Source organism: Collinsella aerofaciens, from assembly GCF_041537385.1.
In the GTDB taxonomy this organism is placed as follows: Bacteria; Actinomycetota; Coriobacteriia; order Coriobacteriales; family Coriobacteriaceae; genus Collinsella; species Collinsella aerofaciens_BV.
Window position 1 is genome coordinate 230,018 of sequence record NZ_JBGORS010000003.1, and the last position, 20,901, is coordinate 250,918.

At 61.0% G+C, this 20,901-nt stretch carries 17 protein-coding genes; 2 read left to right on the top strand and 15 right to left on the bottom strand.

Annotated elements, in window-relative coordinates; translation table 11 throughout:
• Positions 1–25: 25 nt before the first annotated feature.
• The 10 genes from ACEG18_RS06250 to ACEG18_RS06295 form a co-directional block, all read right to left on the bottom strand.
• Positions 26–1,048, bottom strand: a complete 1,023-nt coding sequence (locus tag ACEG18_RS06250; protein ID WP_082435553.1) for a YitT family protein — start codon at positions 1,046–1,048, stop codon at positions 26–28.
• 206 nt (positions 1,049–1,254) lie between these two features.
• A complete protein-coding gene (locus ACEG18_RS06255) occupies positions 1,255–1,770 on the bottom strand; it encodes an Asp23/Gls24 family envelope stress response protein (RefSeq protein WP_055251999.1) in 516 nt (171 codons plus the stop codon).
• Between the two features lie 44 nt (positions 1,771–1,814).
• On the bottom strand, positions 1,815–2,192 hold the full coding sequence (locus tag ACEG18_RS06260) for a DUF2273 domain-containing protein (RefSeq protein WP_372541780.1): 378 nt from the start codon (positions 2,190–2,192) through the stop codon (positions 1,815–1,817).
• Positions 2,185–2,730, bottom strand: coding sequence for an Asp23/Gls24 family envelope stress response protein (locus tag ACEG18_RS06265; protein WP_372541782.1), 546 nt, complete (start codon positions 2,728–2,730; stop codon positions 2,185–2,187). Before ACEG18_RS06265 ends, ACEG18_RS06260 begins: the two co-directional genes overlap by 8 nt.
• A 166-nt stretch (positions 2,731–2,896) precedes the next feature.
• Positions 2,897–3,703 carry a YebC/PmpR family DNA-binding transcriptional regulator gene (locus ACEG18_RS06270; protein ID WP_006234926.1) on the bottom strand — a complete coding sequence of 269 codons (807 nt, stop codon included), beginning with the start codon at positions 3,701–3,703 and terminating at the stop codon, positions 2,897–2,899.
• A 173-nt stretch (positions 3,704–3,876) separates the two neighbouring features.
• Positions 3,877–6,060 carry a DUF6020 family protein gene (locus ACEG18_RS06275; RefSeq protein ID WP_372541784.1) on the bottom strand — a complete coding sequence of 728 codons (2,184 nt, stop codon included), beginning with the start codon at positions 6,058–6,060 and terminating at the stop codon, positions 3,877–3,879.
• Between the two features lie 146 nt (positions 6,061–6,206).
• Positions 6,207–7,028, bottom strand: coding sequence for a prolipoprotein diacylglyceryl transferase (gene lgt / locus ACEG18_RS06280; protein ID WP_372541786.1), 822 nt, complete (start codon positions 7,026–7,028; stop codon positions 6,207–6,209).
• Positions 7,029–7,137: 109 nt separating this feature from the next.
• Positions 7,138–7,416 (bottom strand): NifU family protein, encoded by a 279-nt coding sequence (locus ACEG18_RS06285; protein ID WP_372541787.1) that lies wholly within the window; start codon positions 7,414–7,416, stop codon positions 7,138–7,140.
• A gap of 172 nt (positions 7,417–7,588) precedes the next feature.
• Positions 7,589–8,113 carry a deoxycytidylate deaminase gene (locus ACEG18_RS06290; protein WP_117584124.1) on the bottom strand — a complete coding sequence of 175 codons (525 nt, stop codon included), beginning with the start codon at positions 8,111–8,113 and terminating at the stop codon, positions 7,589–7,591.
• An 85-nt stretch (positions 8,114–8,198) separates the two neighbouring features.
• Positions 8,199–9,050: a type III pantothenate kinase gene (locus tag ACEG18_RS06295; protein WP_372541788.1), complete on the bottom strand. Its 852-nt coding sequence runs from the start codon at positions 9,048–9,050 to the stop codon at positions 8,199–8,201.
• A 192-nt stretch (positions 9,051–9,242) separates the two neighbouring features.
• Between ACEG18_RS06295 and ACEG18_RS06300 the strand changes: the two genes are divergently transcribed.
• Together ACEG18_RS06300 and ACEG18_RS06305 are read left to right on the top strand one after the other, a co-directional pair.
• Positions 9,243–10,946: an OPT/YSL family transporter gene (locus ACEG18_RS06300; RefSeq protein WP_372541790.1), complete on the top strand. Its 1,704-nt coding sequence runs from the start codon at positions 9,243–9,245 to the stop codon at positions 10,944–10,946.
• Between the two features lie 215 nt (positions 10,947–11,161).
• Positions 11,162–12,301, top strand: a complete 1,140-nt coding sequence (locus ACEG18_RS06305) for a DUF389 domain-containing protein (RefSeq protein ID WP_372541791.1) — start codon at positions 11,162–11,164, stop codon at positions 12,299–12,301.
• Positions 12,302–12,490: 189 nt separating this feature from the next.
• On the opposite strand, the gene ACEG18_RS06310 is transcribed toward ACEG18_RS06305, so the two are convergent.
• The 5 genes from ACEG18_RS06310 to ACEG18_RS06330 form a co-directional block, all read right to left on the bottom strand.
• Entirely contained in the window at positions 12,491–13,450 is a 960-nt protein-coding gene (locus ACEG18_RS06310) for a 3-hydroxyacyl-CoA dehydrogenase (RefSeq protein ID WP_372541793.1), read from the bottom strand.
• 210 nt (positions 13,451–13,660) lie between these two features.
• Positions 13,661–18,442 carry an acyl-CoA dehydratase activase-related protein gene (locus tag ACEG18_RS06315; RefSeq protein WP_372541795.1) on the bottom strand — a complete coding sequence of 1,594 codons (4,782 nt, stop codon included), beginning with the start codon at positions 18,440–18,442 and terminating at the stop codon, positions 13,661–13,663.
• Positions 18,443–18,453: 11 nt separating this feature from the next.
• On the bottom strand, positions 18,454–19,164 hold the full coding sequence (locus ACEG18_RS06320; RefSeq protein WP_372541796.1) for a TetR/AcrR family transcriptional regulator: 711 nt from the start codon (positions 19,162–19,164) through the stop codon (positions 18,454–18,456).
• 249 nt (positions 19,165–19,413) lie between these two features.
• Entirely contained in the window at positions 19,414–19,539 is a 126-nt protein-coding gene (locus ACEG18_RS06325; protein WP_372541798.1) for a hypothetical protein, read from the bottom strand.
• Positions 19,540–20,010: 471 nt separating this feature from the next.
• Positions 20,011–20,868, bottom strand: a complete 858-nt coding sequence (locus ACEG18_RS06330; RefSeq protein WP_372541800.1) for an HAD-IIB family hydrolase — start codon at positions 20,866–20,868, stop codon at positions 20,011–20,013.
• Between the last annotated feature and the right edge of the window lie 33 nt (positions 20,869–20,901).

Genomic DNA, 20,901 nt, shown 5'->3' on the forward strand with positions numbered 1-20,901 from the left:
CGATTGTTTGATAAGCTCGACCGCGTTAGTTCGTTCCGCGGAAACCCTTGCCGACGATCTCGGAGCTGTCGACGATCGTGATAAAGGCACCCGGATCGATCTCGCGAGCGTAGCGACGCAGCTGCACGGCCTCGCGACGACTCAGCACGCTCATGATCACCGTCACGCACTTGCCCGAGAAGGCGCCGTAGCCGCGGCTGATAGTCGCCGTGCGGTTGAGATGTTTGACGATAAACTCCTCGACCTTAAGGGGCTCGGAGCAAATGACCGTGCAGACTTTGCGCAGGTGAATGCTCTCGATGGCCTTGTCGACCACGAGCGTCTTGGCAAACAGGCCAAGCACGCAATACAGACCGACGCGCGGGCCGTACAAGAAGGCCGCGATGGTCACGATGCCGATATCGACCAACAGCAGGGCGCGGCCAATCTCGAGCGTCGTGCGACGTTTGAGGATCATGGCGAGAATGTCCGTGCCGCCCGTCGAGGCACCAATATCAAAGACGATAGCGCTGCCGAGCGCCGGCAGAATCACGGCAAAGCACAGGTCGAGCCACATATCGCCCGTCATCGAGACATCGGTCGGAATAAAGAGCTCAAACAGCGAGACATAGGCGGACAGCGCAAACGAGGCAAAGACGCTCCACAGGATTGCCTTGCGCTCCAAAAAGATAAAGCCCAAAACGACCAGGACCGCATTGATAATCCACATAAAAACGCCGACAGGCAGGGTCGGGAACAGCGTGGACAGAATGACCGACACGCCCGAGGTGCCGCCAAAAGCAAAGTGATTAGGGGTTTTAAACGCGACGATGGCAAAGGCCGTGAGGATCAGGCCCAAATTGAGCTCGGCAAAAAAGCGCGGAAAGCCCGGCTCCTGGCTGCGCTTGCGACCAGCGCGCTCGCCCCGCTCGATAACATCGCGATCGACCACGCGCTCCATCGGCACTACGGGAGGACGATGCACCTCCTCGGCAGCACGCGACGCCGCCTCTGCTGCAGCGGCCTCAATCGCCCATGCCTTGCTTTCTGTTTCGTGCTCGTCGGCCATTACGGCAACCCCTCGTTAACAATTTGGAAACAATGCGCCCATTAGAGTAACGCGGAACGTGGGGATTGCAACCCTTAGTTAGACGAGCGGTATGACTATATCGGGAGCGTACAAAAACGGCCGGCCACGCTTTTGCTTGCGCGGTCGGCCGTTTAATGTTTTCGCAGATAAAACCTGCCAAAACAAACCTGTCCCTTTTTGGAAGGTTATTCGTGCTGGCTGGTGCGGTGCTCATACTCCTCGGGGGTGATGACATCCTCGATGCGCAGGTTGACGCCCGCCACCTCAAGGCCGGTCATCGCGGCAAGGCGCTCGGTGACACGTGCCTTAACATCGTCGAAGATCGCGGGCGCATAGGCGCCGTACTCGATGATGACGGAGATGTTGACGACCACGCGATTATCGTCGGTGACCTCGACCGTCACGCCCTTGGTCAGATTCTCGGCACCAAACTGCTCCTGCACAAAGTGCATGAGGTTACCCTTCATGCCCAGAACGTGCGGAACCTCGCGGGTGGCCATGGCAACGATCTTCTCGATCACGCCGTTGGAATAGGTGAGCGAGTCCTCGGACTCGTCCGCTTCCTCGTCATCCTCATCCGTATCGGACTCGGCCTCGACGAGAGCCTCGTCCTCGAGCGTCACATCCTCAGCTTCGGCGACGACCGCCTCGTTCTCCTCGAGCTCGGTATCGGCTACATCGACCTTCGTATTAAAAGCCATGGTTCCTCCTTATGCCTGCCGCGGATGCGACAGTCGAATACATATTAGCGGCCGCTAAACAGACGGCCGAAGAAGTTGACGATCCCGTTCTCGCCGTCGCGAATTTGGCCGATCACAGCGCCGATCAGCACGAAGAATGCAATGACGAGCGTATCCCACAGGCCGAGCGTGAGCACCAAAACGGCGAGGATAAAGCCAGCGACGGCACCGAGCGTGGTGTTGGGATGACGCACAGCATAGCTCCAGATGGCAGCGCCCGTACCCTTGATGAGACCCATAGCCTCGTCAAAATCCGCGGCTGCCGCATCTTGCAACTCGGTTGCCTCCGCTTTGGAATCAACAGGTTCGCTCGCCGGCGTGGCGGTCTGGTCAATCGTCAGGCGCGGGGTGCGGACGGTCTTGTCTTGATTGGTATCACTCACCGGAAACCTCCACGGTCTGGACGGTAGTCTTGGACGGCAAAAAACGAACGCGTGCGGTCGTGCCCGGCGTGCCGAGCATGGTGTCGCAGGCCTCCTCGATACGTTGCTGCATCGCGGCTGCAAGGGATGCCACATCCCGGTCGTCGAGCGCGATGGCGTCGACCTTAAAACGGACGCGCGATTCGTCGGAGCCCTGCACGCGTGCCTCAACATGCTCAATCATTACACGGTCGTCGCGCTCTGCCGCAGTTCGAGCGCACGAGGAGAGGGCCGCGAGCGTGACCTCGATATTACGCTCCCCCGCCGGATGCACGCAGGACGGCTCACGACGAGCAAACATCAGGCGGAAGAAACCCACGAGCACGCCGAGCGCCACGACACCGCCGCACGCCGTAACAACGATGCGAGGCAGCGGATCGCGCATCAGCAGCATAAAGCGATAGGTATATGGTCCCCAAAACTGGCAGACCAACGTACCCAGCGCCACGACGGCGGCGGCAAGATACACGATCGCGAGGGCTCGTTTGAGCACGCGCATGCGGCGCTCCCTTCAAATCTTGATCCACAGAATGCAAAACGATTCGCATCATTATAAAAGAGCCGGGTCCGGTGCCTCATGCACGCGGATCCGGCTCATCTATTCCACGAGGCTTGCATGCTCGCTTCATTATGCCCAGATATGCACGGCTCAATCCGTGCGGGCGCTACTCCTCCTCGAGGGCAGCGATGACCTCGTCGGTCATGTCCATGGTGCTGTAGACGTCCTGGACGTCGTCGAGCTCCTCAAGACGGTCGATGAGGCGCTGGACCTTCTTGGCGTCGGCGCCGGAAACCTCGGTCGGGGTGGTCGGGACCATGGTGGTCTCGGAGCCCTTGACCTGGACGCCCTGCTCCTCGAGCGCCTTGGAGACAGCCATAACCTCGTTGGCAGTAGTCCAGACGATCCACTCCTCGCCGGCATCCTCGTAGTCCTCGCCACCGGCCTCGGCGATGGCCATCATGAACTCATCCTCGTCGCCGGCAGCACCGTTGGCGATCATGGTCTCCTTCTTGGCGTTCTCGTCCAGGATCTCCTTGGCGACGACGATCTGGCCCTTGCGCTCAAACTGGAAGGCGACGGAGCCGGAGGTGCCCAGGTTGCCACCAGCGTGGGAGAAGGCGGAACGGACATCAGCGGCGGTACGGTTGCGATTGTCGGTCAGGCAGTCGACGTAGACGGCAACACCGGCGGGACCGTAGCCCTCGTACACGATGTTCTCGTAGACGGCGGCGTCAGCACCCGAACCAAAAGCTTTGTCGATAGCGGACTTGATCTTGTCCTTAGGCATGGACTGAGCCTTGGCCTTGGCAACGGCAGCGGCGAGGCTGGCGTTGTTCTCGGGCAGCGGGTCACCGCCGAGACGGGCAGCAACGGTGATGTTGCGGCTGAGCTTGGAGAAGAGGGCGGAACGCTTGGCGTCCTGCGCGCCCTTACGATGCTTGGTTGTGGCCCACTTAGAGTGTCCGGACATACGTGTCTCCTATCGGTTTCGACCTAAAGCCCAGCGTGGATGCTCGGGCAATATAAACAAACGCTATAAATGATATACCTACTAGCCTGTGAGATAAACAAAAAAATGAAGCCACCATGATGATACAAGCCCTTGGTGCAAAGAAACCTGACCCCCAATGCACCAATCTTTGGTTAGGTCCACAGGAGGTCGCTGCGGGTGATCGTGGCGCCGATGGCAAAAGGCATGCATGCAATGACTGGGTACAGGTAGCGCATGTAGGTCGATCCGTTACATGGACCGATCAGGCACACGGCGAGCACGCCCAGTAGCGGTATCCAGATGGTCAGCGCGCGCCACGAATGGCGGCGCAACAGGTAGACCACCACGACGATCATGATCCACACGTAGGTGGCCGAGCTCATGGTGAGCGAGATAAACGGAATGCGCTGCACCGCCACACGGTACAGGTTGATCAGATGGTCGCACCAGCGCACGGCTTTGCTATCGACCGGATGGAAGTCAAAGTACTTGAGGTTATCGGGCTTCGCCATGATCTCGGCACTGCGCGCCGTGCTGTAGACCCATGCATCACGAGCACTCGGATAGAAGTACCCGTAGTAGTTATTGACGAGCGCCGAGATATAGCACCCGGGGTCCTTTTTGAACATCTGGGCCCACGCCTCAAAATAGGCCTTGATGTCCTCCTGCGAGGCGTACTCATTGAAGCAGTTTTTGACGGCATCCGACTTGTCGGGGTTGTAGCGACGGCCCAGGTTCTCGTACTTAAGCACGCGATCGATCACAGCGCGCTCCTCATCGTTCACCAAGCCGTCGCAGGGAGCTTCCTCGATCGTGCCATCGTCTTTGACCTTGGGGTTAACACCCGAATTAAGGCCGTCATGCTTTTGGACGAAGCGTGCCGTCTGTTGAAACGGAATCGAGAGGATCTCGCGCTTGGAGCCCGGCGTGATATCGTGCGCCGGCATAAATACCTTGGTGAAATACATGTTGGAGACAAGGCAGAGCGCAAGCACTGCGAGCACGCCGACCCAGCGGAAGCGTGGCGTGGCGTACGAGGGCGTGACGCCAGACTGTTTGGCCACGCGACGGGCCACATGCGCGTCCCAGGCGCAAAACGCCGCCGCAATCACGCAGGCCGCCAACGGAAAGACCAGGCCGCCATTGCGCAAAAACGTGGAGCCCATGGCACCCAGCACGAGCAACAGCCAGTCGTGGCGCGCAAAGAGCACAGGCACCTGTTCACCCACGCGCTCGGCATTGGCATCGCGACGGGGCAGGCCACATGCCACGAGCTTGACGGTCGGAACGAGCAGCACCAAAAACGCATCGGCGAAAAGTACGTCTTTGGTCAACAGCGCCGCGTAGTTGGAGAACATCGGCATAAACGCAAAGAACAGCAAAATGACGCCGCGGACCGGCAGGCTCACACCCAGCTTGCGCAGCGACGATATGGAATAGGCCATACAGGCGGCCGTGATGACAAATTGGGCACAGGTGTAGATGGCAAGTCCCGCATTGGCGCTATTGAATAGCGAAAGCCCCAGTTGCACACACGAGCCGATGATGGCCGTGTGCACCACCGGATGATGACCGTTGAGCAGTACGTTGGGGTTAAGCAGGCGTAGGTAATCGCTCGTGCCGTTGGGGTAGTTGAACCATTGGCGGATCTGCGCGCCCGTATCTCCCATAAAGAGGCCGGGCAGCGAGGCGATAAGCGTGGGCGCCCAGACAATCATGAGCACAAGAAACGGCCCGACAAAAGGATGGACCGAGAGCACGGCGTGGGTAACACGCCACACGCGGCCAAAGTGGGTCTCCGAAAACGGAATGCGGCGGGAGCTCAACCAATCCAAAAACTCAAAAGCCAGATAGAAGGCCACAATCGCCAAGAGCATCCAGCCCGCGCCGCCAATCCAGGCGCAGATAACGCGCGCCTTGTCGCCCAGCACAATCTCTGCCGAATCGGTAAGGTCGTAGCTACGGCCGAACACCATGCAAACGGCAAAGAACAGCGATGGCAGCACGACCGACGGGCGCCAAGCGTCACCGCGGCCAAAGAACACATAGCGAAACGGCAGCGTGAGCAAGCAGGCAAGCGCGAGCAGCATCACTGCGTCGGTATGGCCGGCAAACGAGAGAAGTACCTCGTAGCACACGTAGAGCGTGCCCGTCGCCTTGGGGTCGATCGCCAGGACCGCATTGCTCGACACCGGGGCGGGATCGATGGAAAACGCCGTGGTCGCCAGCAGGGCGAGCAAAAATGCGATGAGCGTCTGCTTGGCGGGATAGCGCTTAAACCAAACGATGCGGGCGGCGTCGCGCGCAGCCGTTGCGGAGAGGTCGGAATCCTTCACAGTCCGAATAGCCTTTCTAGAAACCTGACAAAAAGGGACAGGTTTATTTTGACAGGTTTTATCTGGGGAAACGTTACGGTTCTGTCATCGTTGCCCGGCAAAACCACCACAAAGGTGCCTGTCCCCTTTGTAGTGGCATGTGGTGGCTAGGCGTCGAGGTAGATGCGCTGGGGACGGTTGCGGCGGAGGGCAAAGATGATGAGCGCCAGGCCTGCAATCACGAGTGGCAGGCTCAGTAGCTGACCCATGGTGATGACGCCGCCCAGCAGATAGCCCAGCTGGGCATCGGGCACGCGCACAAACTCAATGAGGAAACGGACAATGCCATAGCCCATCACAAAGACGCCCATAAACGTACCCTGGGGCAGCAGCGGTTTTTTGCGGCTGAGCACCTGCAAGATGCAAAAGAGCACAATGCCCTCGAGAAATGCCTCGTAGAGCTGGGAGGGATGGCGCGGCATATCGCCCGCGGCGCCGCCGAAGATCACGCCCCAGGGCAGATCGGTCGGCTTGCCCCACAGCTCGCCGTTGACAAAGTTGGCGCAGCGCCCCAAGCACAGGGCCAGCGGAGCACCGATGACCGCGAGGTCTGCCAAAGTCCAGGCGTCGAGCTTATACATGCGGCACACGAGCACGCCGCCGATGATGCCGCCCACCAGGCCGCCATGAAAACTCATGCCGCCCTCGTTGGTGGCAAAGATCTCGAGCGGATGCGCCCAGTAGTAGCCGTCACCGTAAAAGATGACGTAGAACAGACGGGCGCCAATGATAAGGCCAAAGACCACACCGACCACGACGCTCGTCAGGTCGTCAACCGTAATGTCGAAGCCCCAGCGACGCTGCGTGCGATACATGACGACCGCCGTGAGCAGAGCGCCGACCACGTAGGCCAAGCCGTACCAGTAGATGGTGATGGGCCCCGCCGAAATCGCGACGGGATCAAGCATATGGTAGAGGTCGTTGAGCATATCGGTCCCCCTGCTCCCTACATACAAATGCGGCCGCGGGCCTTGCGCTCGCAGCCGCATATTTGGGCGTAACGTCTATGCGGAGTACGCCGTCCGCAGCTTTCGCATCTTAGAACGGCGCGTACTCGTCGTACAAGTCCTCGGTCTCGCCGGAGGCATTGACCTGCTCAACGCGGGTAACGCCGGGCACATGCTCCTTCAGGATACGCTCGATACCCATGGACAGGGTCAGTGCGCTCATAGGGCAGCCGGCGCAGGCGCCCTGCAGTTCCAGCTTGACAACACCCTCGTCGTCGACGCCCACATACTCCATATCGCCGCCGTCGGCCTGCAGGTTGGGGCGAATCTCTTCAAGAACCTTCTTAAGCAGCTCTTCGTTAACAGCCACAGGGGCTCCTTTCTCACAATAACGCGGGCGCGCCCGCGGACAGAAGCTATGTTACTACAGCCATGTACCCGCTCACGAGCCGTCCATGCGCTCAGACGCGACTTTCACGAGCAGTCAATTTGGGACGGGGCTCTTTTAGCTGCCTTTTGTTGCCAGCTGGCGTTGCCACGCGCTACTGCCGAGCCTGTCCCCCGGTACCAATCTGGACATCGACGATAACCTGGCGGTAGCTGATGCCACAGGAGTCGAGGATGCGACGGCTGATACGGCCGTCATCGGTGTCGGCATACTTGTTGTCCAGGTAGACAACCTCGCCTACACCTACCTGCGCCAGGATCTTGGCACAGTCGTGGCACGGAAACAGCGTGACGTAGACCGTGGAGCCCTCAAGGTCTTTGAGCGAGCCGCGGTAGTTGAGCACGGCGTTTGCCTCGGCATGCACCACGTAGTTATGCTTATCCTGCAACGGGTCGTCGCTTGTGCCCCACGGGAAAAAGTCGTCGTTGAGCGCCGAGGGCGTACCGTTGTAGCCCACCGAAAGAATGCGGTGGTTGGTGCTGGCAATGCACGCGCCCACCTGCGTGTTGGGGTCCTTGCTGCGGCGCTGCGCGGCGATGGCCACACTCATAAAGAACTCATCCCAGCTAATAACGTCGCGGCGCTTGCCCGACGCGGTTTGATGAAGATCGTCCGACATGGCAGACACCTCCGAAATCGCAATAGTTTGACCCATTGTAGCAGGTGAAAGGTGGGCTGTTTCCTCTCCCCCGACGTCCTCGGCTTTATGCGCGGCGAGGCTTTTGGTTGATGTGGTAGAGCTCGGCGAGACCCCGCAGCGTCAGCGCGTCATCGACTGTCAGGCTATGACCGACCAGGGCCGCAAGTGCCTCGGCATCGTCGCCGGTAATGACAATGGGCACATCGCCCTCCCCCGCGGTCTTGGTCGCGCGCATCTCGGCGAGCACCATGTCGAGCATGCCGTCGATGCGGGCCACCTCGCCCAAAACCACGCCCGAGCGCATGGCCTCACGCGTGTTGCGGCCGATGACGTGTGTCGGCGCCGAGGGCTCAACCTGGGGTAGGCGCGCTGCTGCCGCCGAAAGCGAACGGGCACCGAGCGCCAGCCCCGGCGCGATAACGCCGCCGACAAAGGTGCCGTGCGCGTCGATAACCTCGATATTGGTCGTGGTACCCAGGTCGATCACGATGCACGGCGAGCCGTAGACGGCGCGGGCCGCCACGGCATCGGCGATGCGGTCGGGGCCGATCTCGGCCGGATCGTCGTAGCGCACGGACATGCCGGTCTTAAGTCCCGGCCCCACCGTGAGCACGCGCCCCGTGCAGGTACGGGAAAGCGCCGCCTTCCACGGGCGCTCGAGCGCCGGCACCACGCAGCTCAGCACTGCGGCTGCGGGAACGAGCACGCCCGGCATGCCCGCATCGGCTGACAGCGCGCCCATGACCTGCGTGAGCCTCATGCGCGCCTCGTCGGCCGTAATACGGGCCGGCGTGGTGATCTCGCACGTCGCAAGCGGACATTCCTGCGCCGCGGCCGAATCCTCTGCAAACAGGCCAAAGCGAATGAACGTGTTGCCCACGTCGACCGTCAATATATATGCGCACCCATTAAGCATCGTCGGCGCTCCTTTCGTCTGCCCAGCAGTATATCGCCTACCTAAACCAGTCATCCCAAAATGGCTAGGTTGCGGCTATACTGATGCGCGGTCGTACGCGAGCTCACGCGGCGGCCCTTGGTAACCCGACTTCCCGCGCCGTATCCGTAGCGGCGCTTGCGGGGGAAGCGGATATACGCAAAGGAGTTCTATATGAGCAATCCCTCGAACCGCACCTCTATGCGCGGTCAACTCACGCTGCGCGGCGTCGTCATCGGCGTCCTTGGCTGCGTGATCATCACGGCGAGCTCGGCCTACACGGCCCTCAAGATGGGTGCCCTCCCCTGGCCGATCATTTTCGCTGCCGTCATTTCACTGTTCTTTCTGAAGCTCATGGGCAACGCCAGCCTCAACGAGGCCAACGTCACCCACACCATCATGTCTGCGGGCGCCATGGTCGCCGGCGGTCTGGCGTTTACCATCCCGGGCGCCTGGATGCTGGGCTATGCCGACCAGATCAGCTGGCTCGACATGTTTATCGTGGCGCTCGCCGGCACCATCTTGGGTCTTCTGGCGACAGCGCTCATCCACCGTCACTTTATCGTGGACGCCGCGCTGGAGTTCCCCACCGGCAACGCCGCTGCTCAGACTCTGCGTGCCACCGAGGCTGGCGGCAAGACCGGTAAGCAGCTCTTTGGCTCCATGGCCATCGCAGGCATCTACAGCGTGCTTCGCGACGCTCTGGGCGTGGTGCCCAGCATGCTTTGCACGCTCAATATCCCCGGCGTGACCTTTGCCATCTACAACTCGCCCATGCTGCTGTCCATCGGCTTTTTGGTGGGCTTTGCCCCCGTCGCCTTCTGGTTTGCCGGCGCGCTGCTGGGCAACTTTGGCATCATCGTTGGCGGCGCCGCTGCCGGCCTGTTCGATATTGCGACCGCGCAGGGCATCGTCAAGTCCCTCGGTATGGGTCTTATGATGGGCTTCGGCGTCGCCGTCGTCCTTAAAGACATCCTGCCGCAGGTCACCGGTATCGTCCGTGGCCTCGCCGCCGACAGCTCCACCGACACCGACGAGCAATCGCTCATCTCGGGCTCCCTTAAGCTCGACGCCGGCATCATCGGCCTGGGCACCGCAGCCATCGCCGTGATCGTCGCCATCGCGCTCGACCTTGGTCCCGTTCCGGCCGTCATCGTCACGCTGTTCACCTTTGTCACCACCATCATGAGCGCTCAGAGCTGCGGCCAGACGGGTATCGATCCCATGGAGATCTTTGGCCTCATCGTCATGCTCATCGTGGCAGCCTTCGCGCAGCTCGCACAGGTCAAGCTGTTCTTTATCGCTGGCATCGTGGCCGTGGCGTGCGGCCTTGCGGGCGACGTCATGAACGACTTTAAGGCCGGAGCCGTACTGGGTACCAACCCGCGCGCACAGTGGGTCGGCCAGGCCATTGGCGGCATCGTGGGCGCCCTGGTCGCCGCCGCTGTCATGGTCGCGCTCGTCACCGCCTATGGTCCGGACGCCTTTGGCCCTGACAAGAGCTTTGTGGCCGCGCAGGCAAGCGTGGTCGCCACCATGGTCTCGGGCATCCCGAGCGTGCCGTGGTTTGCGGGCGGCTTTATCGCCGGCATCGTCATGTACTGGCTCGGCATTCCGGCCATGATGATCGGCCTGGGCGTGTACCTGCCGTTCTACATGTCGCTCACGGCCTTCTTGGGCTCCTGCGTCAAGCTCGCCTACGACAAGTGGGCCGCACACCGCGACGCCACCGCCGGCCTTTCGGACGAGGAGAAGGCCGCCAAGGATGCCGCCTTCCAGGAGCAGGGCCTGGTCGTTGCCAGCGGCCTGCTGGGCGGCGAGTCCATCGTTGGCGTTATCCTAGCGTTCATCTCGGTGGGATTGAGCCTGCTGGGCTAAACCCAACAACAACGTACCCGTGCAGAGCGTGGGGTCGGAATCAAACCGGCCCCGCGCTTTTTTGTCTATTTGACTCTTATGATCCTCACGGCGTTTTTAGTCATGCCGATTGGCCTTACTTCCAGGTCAACAAACCTTGTCTGACACCTCGCTCAGCGCGGTGTAGAGTAAGGACGACGGGCGGGATACACGGCCCGTGCCAGAACGAGGTGAACATGGAACTCGATAACCAACAGCTCAAGCGCCTGCGCGAGCGTCATCATCGGCGTCACGGCATCCGCCCTGCTCATAGCGAAGCCATGGAAAACGTCACCCGCTTCCTCAAGCGTGCGTTCAACATTCGCGAGGGACGCGCGCCCTATCACGTGATCCGCAAGCGTTTTGTAAACGGGGCGCGTCTGACTGGCTCCCACCTATGCATCCTCATCATCGCCATGTTGATCGCGAGCATCGGCCTCGATATCGATTCGGACATCGCCATCGTGGGCGCCATGCTCATCTGCCCGCTTATGGGATCGGTGCTTGCCATGGCATACGGCATCGCCACGCTCGACCGCGAGATTACCCTCGAGGCCGTCGCAGGCTTGGCTCTACAGATGGCCTTTTGCCTGGTCACGTCCACGTTGTACTTTAAGCTCTCGCCCCTTGGCACCACCACGGCCGCCATCATCGACAATTCGACACCGACTGTGTGGGACCTTGTCGTCGCGCTCGCGGGCGGCTTTGCGGGTGGCCTGGGCAACTCGCGCGACCAGGAACCCGCCACGCTCATCGCCGGCGTGGCCGTGGCGACCGCGCTCATGCCGCCCCTGTGTGCGGCGGGCTATGGCATCGCCATTGCAAGCGGGTCACTGTTTCTCTCGGCGCTTTATGAGTTTGGCATCAACGTGGTCTTTATCGCACTGGCCGCCGAAGCCGTGCTGCTTCTTTTGCGCGTGCCGCTCAAGCGCGACCTGAACGGCGACGGTATTGTGACCGCCGAGGAAAACGCCGAGGTCGACGAGCTATCGCGCAAGGTGCGCCGCCGCATCATCGTGGGCACGGTGATCTTTGCCATCCCCTGCATCGTTATGACGGCGGGGTCTATTGGCTCGGCGCAGGCCGGCGTGCAGGACGGCTATGGCGTCACCGAAACTACGCGCGAGCTTGCCGCGGTACTGCCAGGCTTTAAGGATTACACCGTCGCCGTCGAGACCTCGGCTACCGAAGGCGAGGAAGAGGGCATGGTCGAGCGCGAGGTTGTCGCTCACGTGACAACAAGTGAGGCGCTCGGGGCACACGACCGCCGCGTTGCCCGCAAGCTCATCGATCTCAACGTGCCAGAGCTCGATCGCGTGGAGTTTGACGTGAAGTGATGCCGGCGCGGGATGTTGCAAAACGCTACCGTCTTTGAATGCCACCGTCGTTTCTCTCATATACCATGGCGTTTGCCCAGCCCTGTCCAATATGGTCCGCAGCTTAACAAACGCCTCTTAGCGGTAGTTTAAGCTTGCAGCGGCGCAGAAACACGGCTTTGGGGGCGCGGTCCGCCCCCAAAGAATCGTTTAGTACTTGAAGAAGCCCTCGCCCGAGCTTTCGCCCAGCTTGCCTTCGTCGAGCATTTTCTTGAGGACGGATGCCATAGCCTTAAAATTGTAGGGCATCATCATCTTCTTGAGCAGCGGGCTCACCAGGCCCGGCACCTTCTGATACTGCATGACGATGTTGTAGGCTGTCTGGATGCCCACCGTATCGAACACGCGGAACGGGCCCTTGGGGGCGCCAGTGCCACGCGTCCATGCGAGGTCGATGCTCTTGGGGTCACTCACACCCGAGACATACAGATCAAGGCCCGAAAGCAACCATGGCACCAACATGGAGTTGAGCAGGTAGCCGTTCTTTTCCTTGTTGACGGGCAGCGCCAGCATACGGATGTCGTTGGCAAAGTCGACGAGCTCATCGAAATAGCGCTTTTCGGTTTGGCTCTGGGCCATGACCTCGGTCATGTTGTTCTTCCAGATGGAATTAGCAAAGTGCAGCGACAGGTACTTCTCGGGACGGCCGGTGTACTTGGCAAAGGTGCTCGGCAGCAGCGTGGAAGAGTTGGTGACGATGACGGTCTTTTGCGGAAGGACCGGGGCGAGCTTCTTGTAGAAGTCGATCTTTGCCTGGGTGTCCTCGGCCATAGACTCGATGACCAGATCGGCATTGGCCACGGCCTTGGCAAGATCGAGCTCCAGCTTGAGCGTGGTGTAAGCACGCTCAACGGCGGCAAGCGCCGTCTCCTTGTCGAAAGGCTGATCGCTATCGGCGATACCGGCGCACCACTCGCCCGTGCCGTCCGCCATGCCCTCGATAGCAGCGATGTACTCCTCGCGCACATGATCGATCTTGGGCTGGGTGCGGCCGATGCTGCCCTCGCTGCGCAGCCAAATCGTTACATCAAAGCCGCAGTAGGCAGCCTGAAAGGCAATCTGGCTTCCCAACACGCCGCCACCGGCAACACAAACGGTCTTGTAGCTCATAGGAACGGTCCTCTCTTGCGTAATTCCATAGATGTGTATTTATTCAACCGTAAGGATGACGCGCGCTGGGGGTGGGTTCTATAAACGGACGGTATTTTGCCGCGAACGGCTACAGCTGTTCATTATCTCGGGGTCCCTGTCCAGCAAAAACGGGTGGTAGCCGGTACAGCTACCACCCGTTTGTCTCATATCTGGTCCATAGCAGGCAAGCTACTTCTTAATGCCGCGTCCCAGGCGCTCAGCGACCGACGCCACGGCGCTCTCGTCGACCGAGCCGCAGCTCACGCAGCCATCGTGGGCACGCATCTGGCCGCTGACCTCGTCCATCGCGAGCGGCGCCACCTTCTCGAGCTTAAAGCCCTTGCCGGCGCGCAGGTTTTCCTTGGCCACGCTGATCATGAGCTTAATGCGGTTGAGCTGGTTGACCTCGGATGCACCGGGGTCGTAGTCCACCGCGACAATGTTGCTCTCGGGGTGCTGACGGCGCAGTTCCTTGATCACAGCCTTACCCACCACGTGGTTGGGCAGGCACGCGAAGGGCTGCGTGCAGATGATGTTGGGTGCACCATGGTCAATCAGGTCGAGCATCTCGGCCGTGAGCAACCAGCCCTCGCCCATGTTGTTGCACACCGAAAGCACCGTGCGGGCCTTGTCGGCCATGGTGCCGATGCGCTCGGGCGCCTCGAAGCGACGGGACTTCTCGAGCATCTCCTCCACCGGCGTGCGCATCCAGTCCACGAGCTTGATGAGCGCTTGCATGCCCGCGCGCGTAGTGGCAGAGCTTCCCAGCTCGTCCTTCTGCAGCTCGGCATTGCTCATGGAGTACAGGAAGAAGTCGAGCAGGCCCGGCACCACGGCCTCGCAGCCCTCGCGCTCGATGACATCGACCACGTGGTTGTTGGCCGTGGGGTGGAACTTGACCAGAATCTCACCGACCACGCCCACGCGCGGCTTAGTACCCTCGCCCACGAGCGGCATGGTGTCGAACGCGCGGATGGCTTCGCGGCACAGCTTGGTGTAGTTGTGGCGGTTGAACTTAGGCGCCAGCTTGCGAGCGCGCGCCATGTACTCCTCGTAGAGTGCGTTCGCCGCACCGGGCGTGGCCTCGTACGGACGGCAGCGGTAGAGCATCTGCATCATCACGTCGCCAAAGAGCACCGCGTAGACTGCCTGCTTAAGCAGCGCCGGCGTAATCTTAAAGCCGGGGTTGTCCTCGCCGAGCGCCACGGCCGAAAGCGAGATCACCGGGATCTCGGGGTGGCCACTCTCACGCAGGGCCTTGCGGATGAGTGCGATGTAGTTGGTGGCACGGCAGCCGCCGCCGGTCTGGCTGATAACCACGGCCGTCTTGGACAGGTCGTACCGACCGCTCTCGATGGCCTCCATAATCTGGCCGGTCACCAAAATGGACGGATAGCAAATGTCATTGTTCACATAGCGCAGGCCGGCCTCGACGGCGTCGTGGTCGGTCGAGGGCAGCAGCTCCAAGTTGTAGCCGGCACCACGGAACACCTCTTTGACCAGGTCAAAGTGGATCGGCGCCATCTGCGGGCACAGGATGGTGTAGCCCTCCTCGCGCATCTGCTCGGTAAAGGGCACCTTGGGCCACGCGGTCGAAGCACTCTCGCGCTGAGCCTCAAACGTGTACTTGCGACTCGCGAACGCGGGGGCATCCGTGGAGGGCGTCACCGGCGCGGCATCGCCCTGCTCGTAGGCCTCGCCCGCGGCTGTGGCCTCGGCCAAGCGCTCGGCCTCCTGGTCCTTAAGCGCGGCCATGAGCGAGCGGATGCGGATGCGCGCGGCACCCAGGTTGGATACCTCGTCGATCTTGAGCACGGTGTAGATCTTGCCGCTGGCCTCCAGGATTTCCTGCACCTGGTCGGTGGTCAGGGCGTCCAAGCCGCAGCCGAAGGAGTTCAGCTGGATCAGGTCCAGGTCGTTGCGCATCGTCACAAAACGGGCGACGGCGTACAGGCGGCTGTGGTACATCCACTGGTCGACGACGCGGATCGGGCGCTCGGGCTTTACCAGATGCGCGAGCGAATCCTCGGTAAAGACCGCAAAGCCAAAGCTCGAGATAAGCTCGGGCAGGGCATGGTTGATCTCGGGGTCGTTATGGTAGGGACGACCGGCGAGCACGATGCCGTGACCGCCGTGGTCCTCGACCCACTTAAGAGCCTCCTCGCCCATGGTCTGGATGTCCTCGTGGAAACGCGCATCGGCCTCAAAGGCAGCGTTGACGGCGGCATCGACCTCGGAGCGCGTGATCTTGGGTCCACGCACGCGACCGCGACCGGCCTCAGCATCGACCACACGGTCGACGGCGAGCACCTGGTACAGACGGCGCTTGAGCTCGGTCTTATCGTGATAGGGCACAAACGGGTACAGGAACTCGATGTTCTGCTCGCGGATCTCGTCGATGTTGAGCGCCAGCGCCGTGGGGTAGCTCATGACGATGGGGCAGTTATAGCAGTTGCCGGCGGTCGGATCCTCCTTGCGCTCCCAGCGCACGCACGGCATCCAGATAAAGTCGACGTCACGGTCGATAAGGTTCATCACATGGCCGTGGCTCATCTTTGCCGGGTAGCACACGCTCTCGGACGGCATGGACTCGATGCCCGCCTGGTAGGTCTTTTTGCTCGACTGGTCGGACAGCTGCACGCTAAAGCCCAGGCGCGTAAAGAACGCGTGCCAGAAGGGGTAGTTCTCGTACATGTTGAGCGCGCGGGGGATGCCGACGGTACCGCGCGGAGCCTCGTCGGGACTCAGGACCTCGCGGTTAAAGAGCAGCTCGTTTTTCTTTTTGAAGAGATTGGGGGCCTCGGTCTTCTGCTTTTTGTGGCCGGCGCCCTTCTCGCAGCGGTTGCCGGTAATGAAGCGCCTGCCGCCGCCAAAGTCGTTGACGGTGAGCTGGCAGTTGTTGGAGCAACGGCCGCAGCGGACATGCTTTTGCGTCACGGTGAGGTGCGCGATGTCCTCGGCAGAAAGAATGGTCGAAGTGCCATCGGCGCCAGCGCGATCGCGGGCGAGCAAGGCAGCGCCATAGGCGCCCATGCAGCCAGCGATATCGGGACGCACGGCATGAACGCCGGTGAGCTGCTCAAACGCGCGCAGCGTGGCATCGGACATAAAGGTGCCGCCCTGGACGATCACCTGGTTGCCGATCTCCTTGGGGTCGCGCAGCTTAATGACCTTGAACAGGGCATTCTTGATGACGGAATAGGACAGGCCGGCCGCGATGTCGCCCACCGTGGCGCCTTCCTTTTGCGCCTGTTTGACGCGCGAGTTCATAAAGACCGTGCAGCGGCTGCCCAGGTCGACGGGGGCCTTGGCATGGATGGCGGCATCGGCGAACGCGCGCACGTCCATGTTCATAGAGACGGCGAAGCTCTCGATAAAGCTACCGCAACCCGACGAGCAGGCCTCGTTGAGCATGATGTGCTCGATGACGCCGTCCTTGACGCGCAGGCACTTCATATCCTGCCCGCCGATGTCCAGGATGAACTCGACGCCGGGCAGGAATGCCTTGGCGCCGCGCAGGTGCGCAACGGTCTCGATCTCGCCGGAGTCGGCCTTGAGGGCCTCGATGAGCAGCGCCTCGCCATAGCCCGTGGTGGTCACGTGGCCGATGGTGCAGCCCGCGGGAATGTGGTTGTAGAAATCGGCCATGATGACCTTGGCCGTACCCAGGATGTCGCCGTTGTTGTTGCCGTACCAGGTGTGCAGCAGCTGACCGTCCTCGCCCACGAGCGCGGCCTTCATGGTGGTGGAGCCAGCGTCGATGCCGATGAACACGCGACCGGTGTAGCCGTCGAGCTTGCCCTTGGGGACGACCTCGGCGTCGTGGCGGGTCTTGAACTCGGCAAAGTCCTCGTCGGTGGCAAAGAGCGGATCCAGGCGCTCGACCTCGGCACCCTGCGTGTCACCCAAGCTGTCGATGGCCTCGATGAGCTGCGGGAACGTGCTGAGCTTGTTGGACTCGTGCGCCATGGCGGCGCCGCTCGCCACAAACAGGTGAGCGTTTTGGGGCACGATACGGTGCTCCTCGTCCAGATTGAGCGTGAGGTAGAAGCGGTGGCGCAGCTCGGAGAGGTACTGCAGCGGGCCGCCCAGGAAGGCGACGTTGCCGCGAATGGGACGGCCACACGCCAGGCCCGAGATGGTCTGGGTCACGACGGCTTGGAAGATGGAGGCCGCCACGTCCTCGGGGCGGGCGCCTTCGTTAAGCAGCGGCTGCACGTCAGTCTTGGCAAAGACGCCGCAGCGGCTGGCGATGGGATAGATGGTGGTGGCGTTGGCCGCGAGCTCGTTAAGGCCGCTCGCGTCGGTGTGCAGCAGGGTTGCCATCTGGTCGATGAACGCGCCCGTGCCGCCGGCGCAGGTGCCGTTCATACGCTGCTCGATACCGTTGTCAAAGTAGATGATCTTGGCGTCCTCACCGCCCAGCTCGATGGCGACATCGGTGGCCGGGATAAGGGTCTCGACGGCGCGTTTGCTGGCAATGACCTCCTGGACAAACTCCAGGTCGAGCCACTGGGACAGCAGCAGGCCACCCGAACCGGTGATGGCGCAGGTCATCTGGGCCGTCGGCAGCACGGTCGCAGCGCCCTCGAACAGGTCGCGGGCGCAAGCACGGACGTCGGTGTGGTGGCGCTGGTACTTGGCGTAGACGATCTGGTTGTCGTCGTTGAGCACGGCGAGCTTGACGGTGGTGGAGCCCACATCGATGCCCAGGTGTAGGTTGCCGCGGGCGGCCTCGGGGTTGAAAATCGCGCCTTCGGGGGCGTGGGCGGCGGCTACGGGCTCAGTAGCGGTAGCGGGCTCGGCGGCGACGGACGTCTCCCCTGCCGCGTTCTTGGCATCGGCAACTGCCTCGGCATCTTTCTCGACAGCCGCGGTCGCGGCCTTCTGCGCAGCGTCCATCACGGTGGGCGCGGCCTCGCGTGCGGCAGCAACCATGCGGTCCTTGATGCCCTCGACGAGTTTACTCATTGTCTCTCCTCTTAGTTGTTGGACTCGACGGTTGCAGCGGTGTCGGCCGCGTCCTCGAGCTGCAAGTTCAATAGCTTCATGCCGTATTCCGGCACGTTGATATCGATGGGTTGGCCATACAGGTCGCCGGGGCGCACAAAAGCGAGCACCGTCATAATGCGCGCCATGGCCTCGGGCGATTCGGTGAGCCCACGCTCAAACCAGCGCTGAATCAGGCCGACCTCGGCACTCACGACGTAGGTGACGTAGTAGTCAAAGAACGTGCCCAGCGCCAGGCCCAAAATGCCCGTCTGCGCACGCGGCACCACAGCCTCACGCGCGGTGTCGATGATCCTTTTAATGAAGGCCTGGTCGCCGCCCGGACCCAGCAGCGCACCGATTAAGTCGCGGTTGGCCGCAAGATAACGCAGCAGCTCAACCGAACCGGGCGCCGGCTCGAGCTCATCGATGTTGTGATAGAGATCGGGCAGTTGAGCTGCGGTAATGAGCTCAATGCGCTCACGGATCTCGGCCAGCAAGCCGTCCTCGATTTGATTGATAAAGTCGGGGATATCGTGGTAGTGCGAATAGAACGTGCGGCGCGTAAGGCCAGCGCGCTCGGTGAGCGACGCGACATTAATGCGCGAAAGGTCGCCGCTTTCGGCAAGCTCGCTGGCAAGTGCCTGGCGAAGGGCACGCTGCGAGCGAAGGGACCGGCGATCGCATTTCTCGAGCTGGGACAAGCGTCCTCCTTGTTACTCAGCCTGTGCGCTATTGCACAGTGCGAGTATTATTGCACACCGTGTGCATCAACACGTAAAGGCAATATTTGGGATGTGGCAAAGGGACTGTCCCTTTGCCACAACCCGCCTGTCTTTTGAAGCGGCATTACCGATTGTCCAAAATGTCGTTCGTGGGTAGAATAGTGTCGACGGCAGCCCAAGTTCTGCTAAGCTGGGCAGCGCCGTTGCTTGGATTAAGGGGTCAACGCCTTAGCGGCGGCGATCCCTTTTACGTTGCTTCGAACGCTGCTTGAGTGCCTCGGAAAGCCCGATAAGCATCGTGAGAAGCGAGACCAAAGCGGTCAAAAGCCTCACGAAATCAATCAAATCGGTCATGGGCATCACCTCCCATCAGATGGAGGGCGCTGCCCGGCACATGGAACTGCCGTCAACGATACCGATTCTATCAAAGCGCAGTTAGATATGCGAATGTTTGTTCGCATTTCAGAAGATCGGAGCTCGAGTATGGCGAAGGAACAGTTCCTTTGCCATACCCGAGCTTATCGCCGAACTGCTACCTACATTTTTCGAGTTATTCGGCCACGCTGCGGAATCTGTATAAATGCACCGCCGGGATTATCTGAGAGTTTTTGTTCTTATTTGAGTGCATACATGCCCATTTGCTCACTTACGTCACCAAATCAAACACCATTAGAGGTATGAATGTTCCTGAGAGGGCATCTTTAGCCATTTAACGACCTCCGACAGGCCGAATAACTCGAAATTTGTTGGTGGCGAAAGCGGAACAGTCCCATACGCCAAAAGCCGGCATCTCCCATGCGACAAAGGGACGGTCCCTTTGTCGCATTATTCGATGATGGTGCGAGAGTTCTGCTTATGCATGGTGGCGAGCATGTGTTTGGGGACGGCATGGACCATGCAGCTGCCGATGGTCGCGCTCGCGGCGGCCTTTGCCGCGTCACTGCCATTCTTGGTGGCATAGCTGTGACGGAAGCGCTTGAGCATGGCGATGTCGTTGCCGCCGTCGCCGTAGACCGCGACCTCATCCTCGGCAATACCGTAGTAGCCCGCCAGCCAGGCCACACTCTCGCCCTTGTTGCACGCCACGTCCGTGATCTCGAACATCACCGGATCGAACGGCGCGTTGACCACGCGGTCCGATCGCTCGGCCAAATATGCCTTAAGGTCGCGCTCCAGCTCGGGCAAGATCACGCGGCAGTTGATCTTACACACATCGTGGCGCAGGATGTCACCGATCGACTGGTCGAAATACTGTTCCTCGTGGTACCCGCCACGTGCACGCATACCGCGCATCACGATGCGCTTGATAGGGCTGTCCTTCTTAAAACCCGCCTGGTGCATCTCGAACGAACCGCTCGAGAACATGCCATCGGGCGTGGAACAGTCAAAACAGATATCCGGGAACTCCTTGAGCAGCTCCTCGGTAATCTGCGGGTCGATGGTCCAGGTCTTGAGCACCTCGCCATGGCTGTCGCGCACGATGGACCCGTTGGAGCAGCAGGCATCGAGCGCTAGCCCCGTAAAGCCATGCTCGCCGATCGGCAACGTCGAGCGTCCGGTCGCGGGAACCACATGCAGGCCAGCCTCGATCAGCTCGCGAATGGCACGGCGAATGGTCCCATCTGCCTCGTGCAGGGCGTTCAGCAGCGTTCCGTCTAAGTCACTCGCAAACATCTTGATCATGGGCATGCCCCTCCTTCGTCTGCACGATATTGT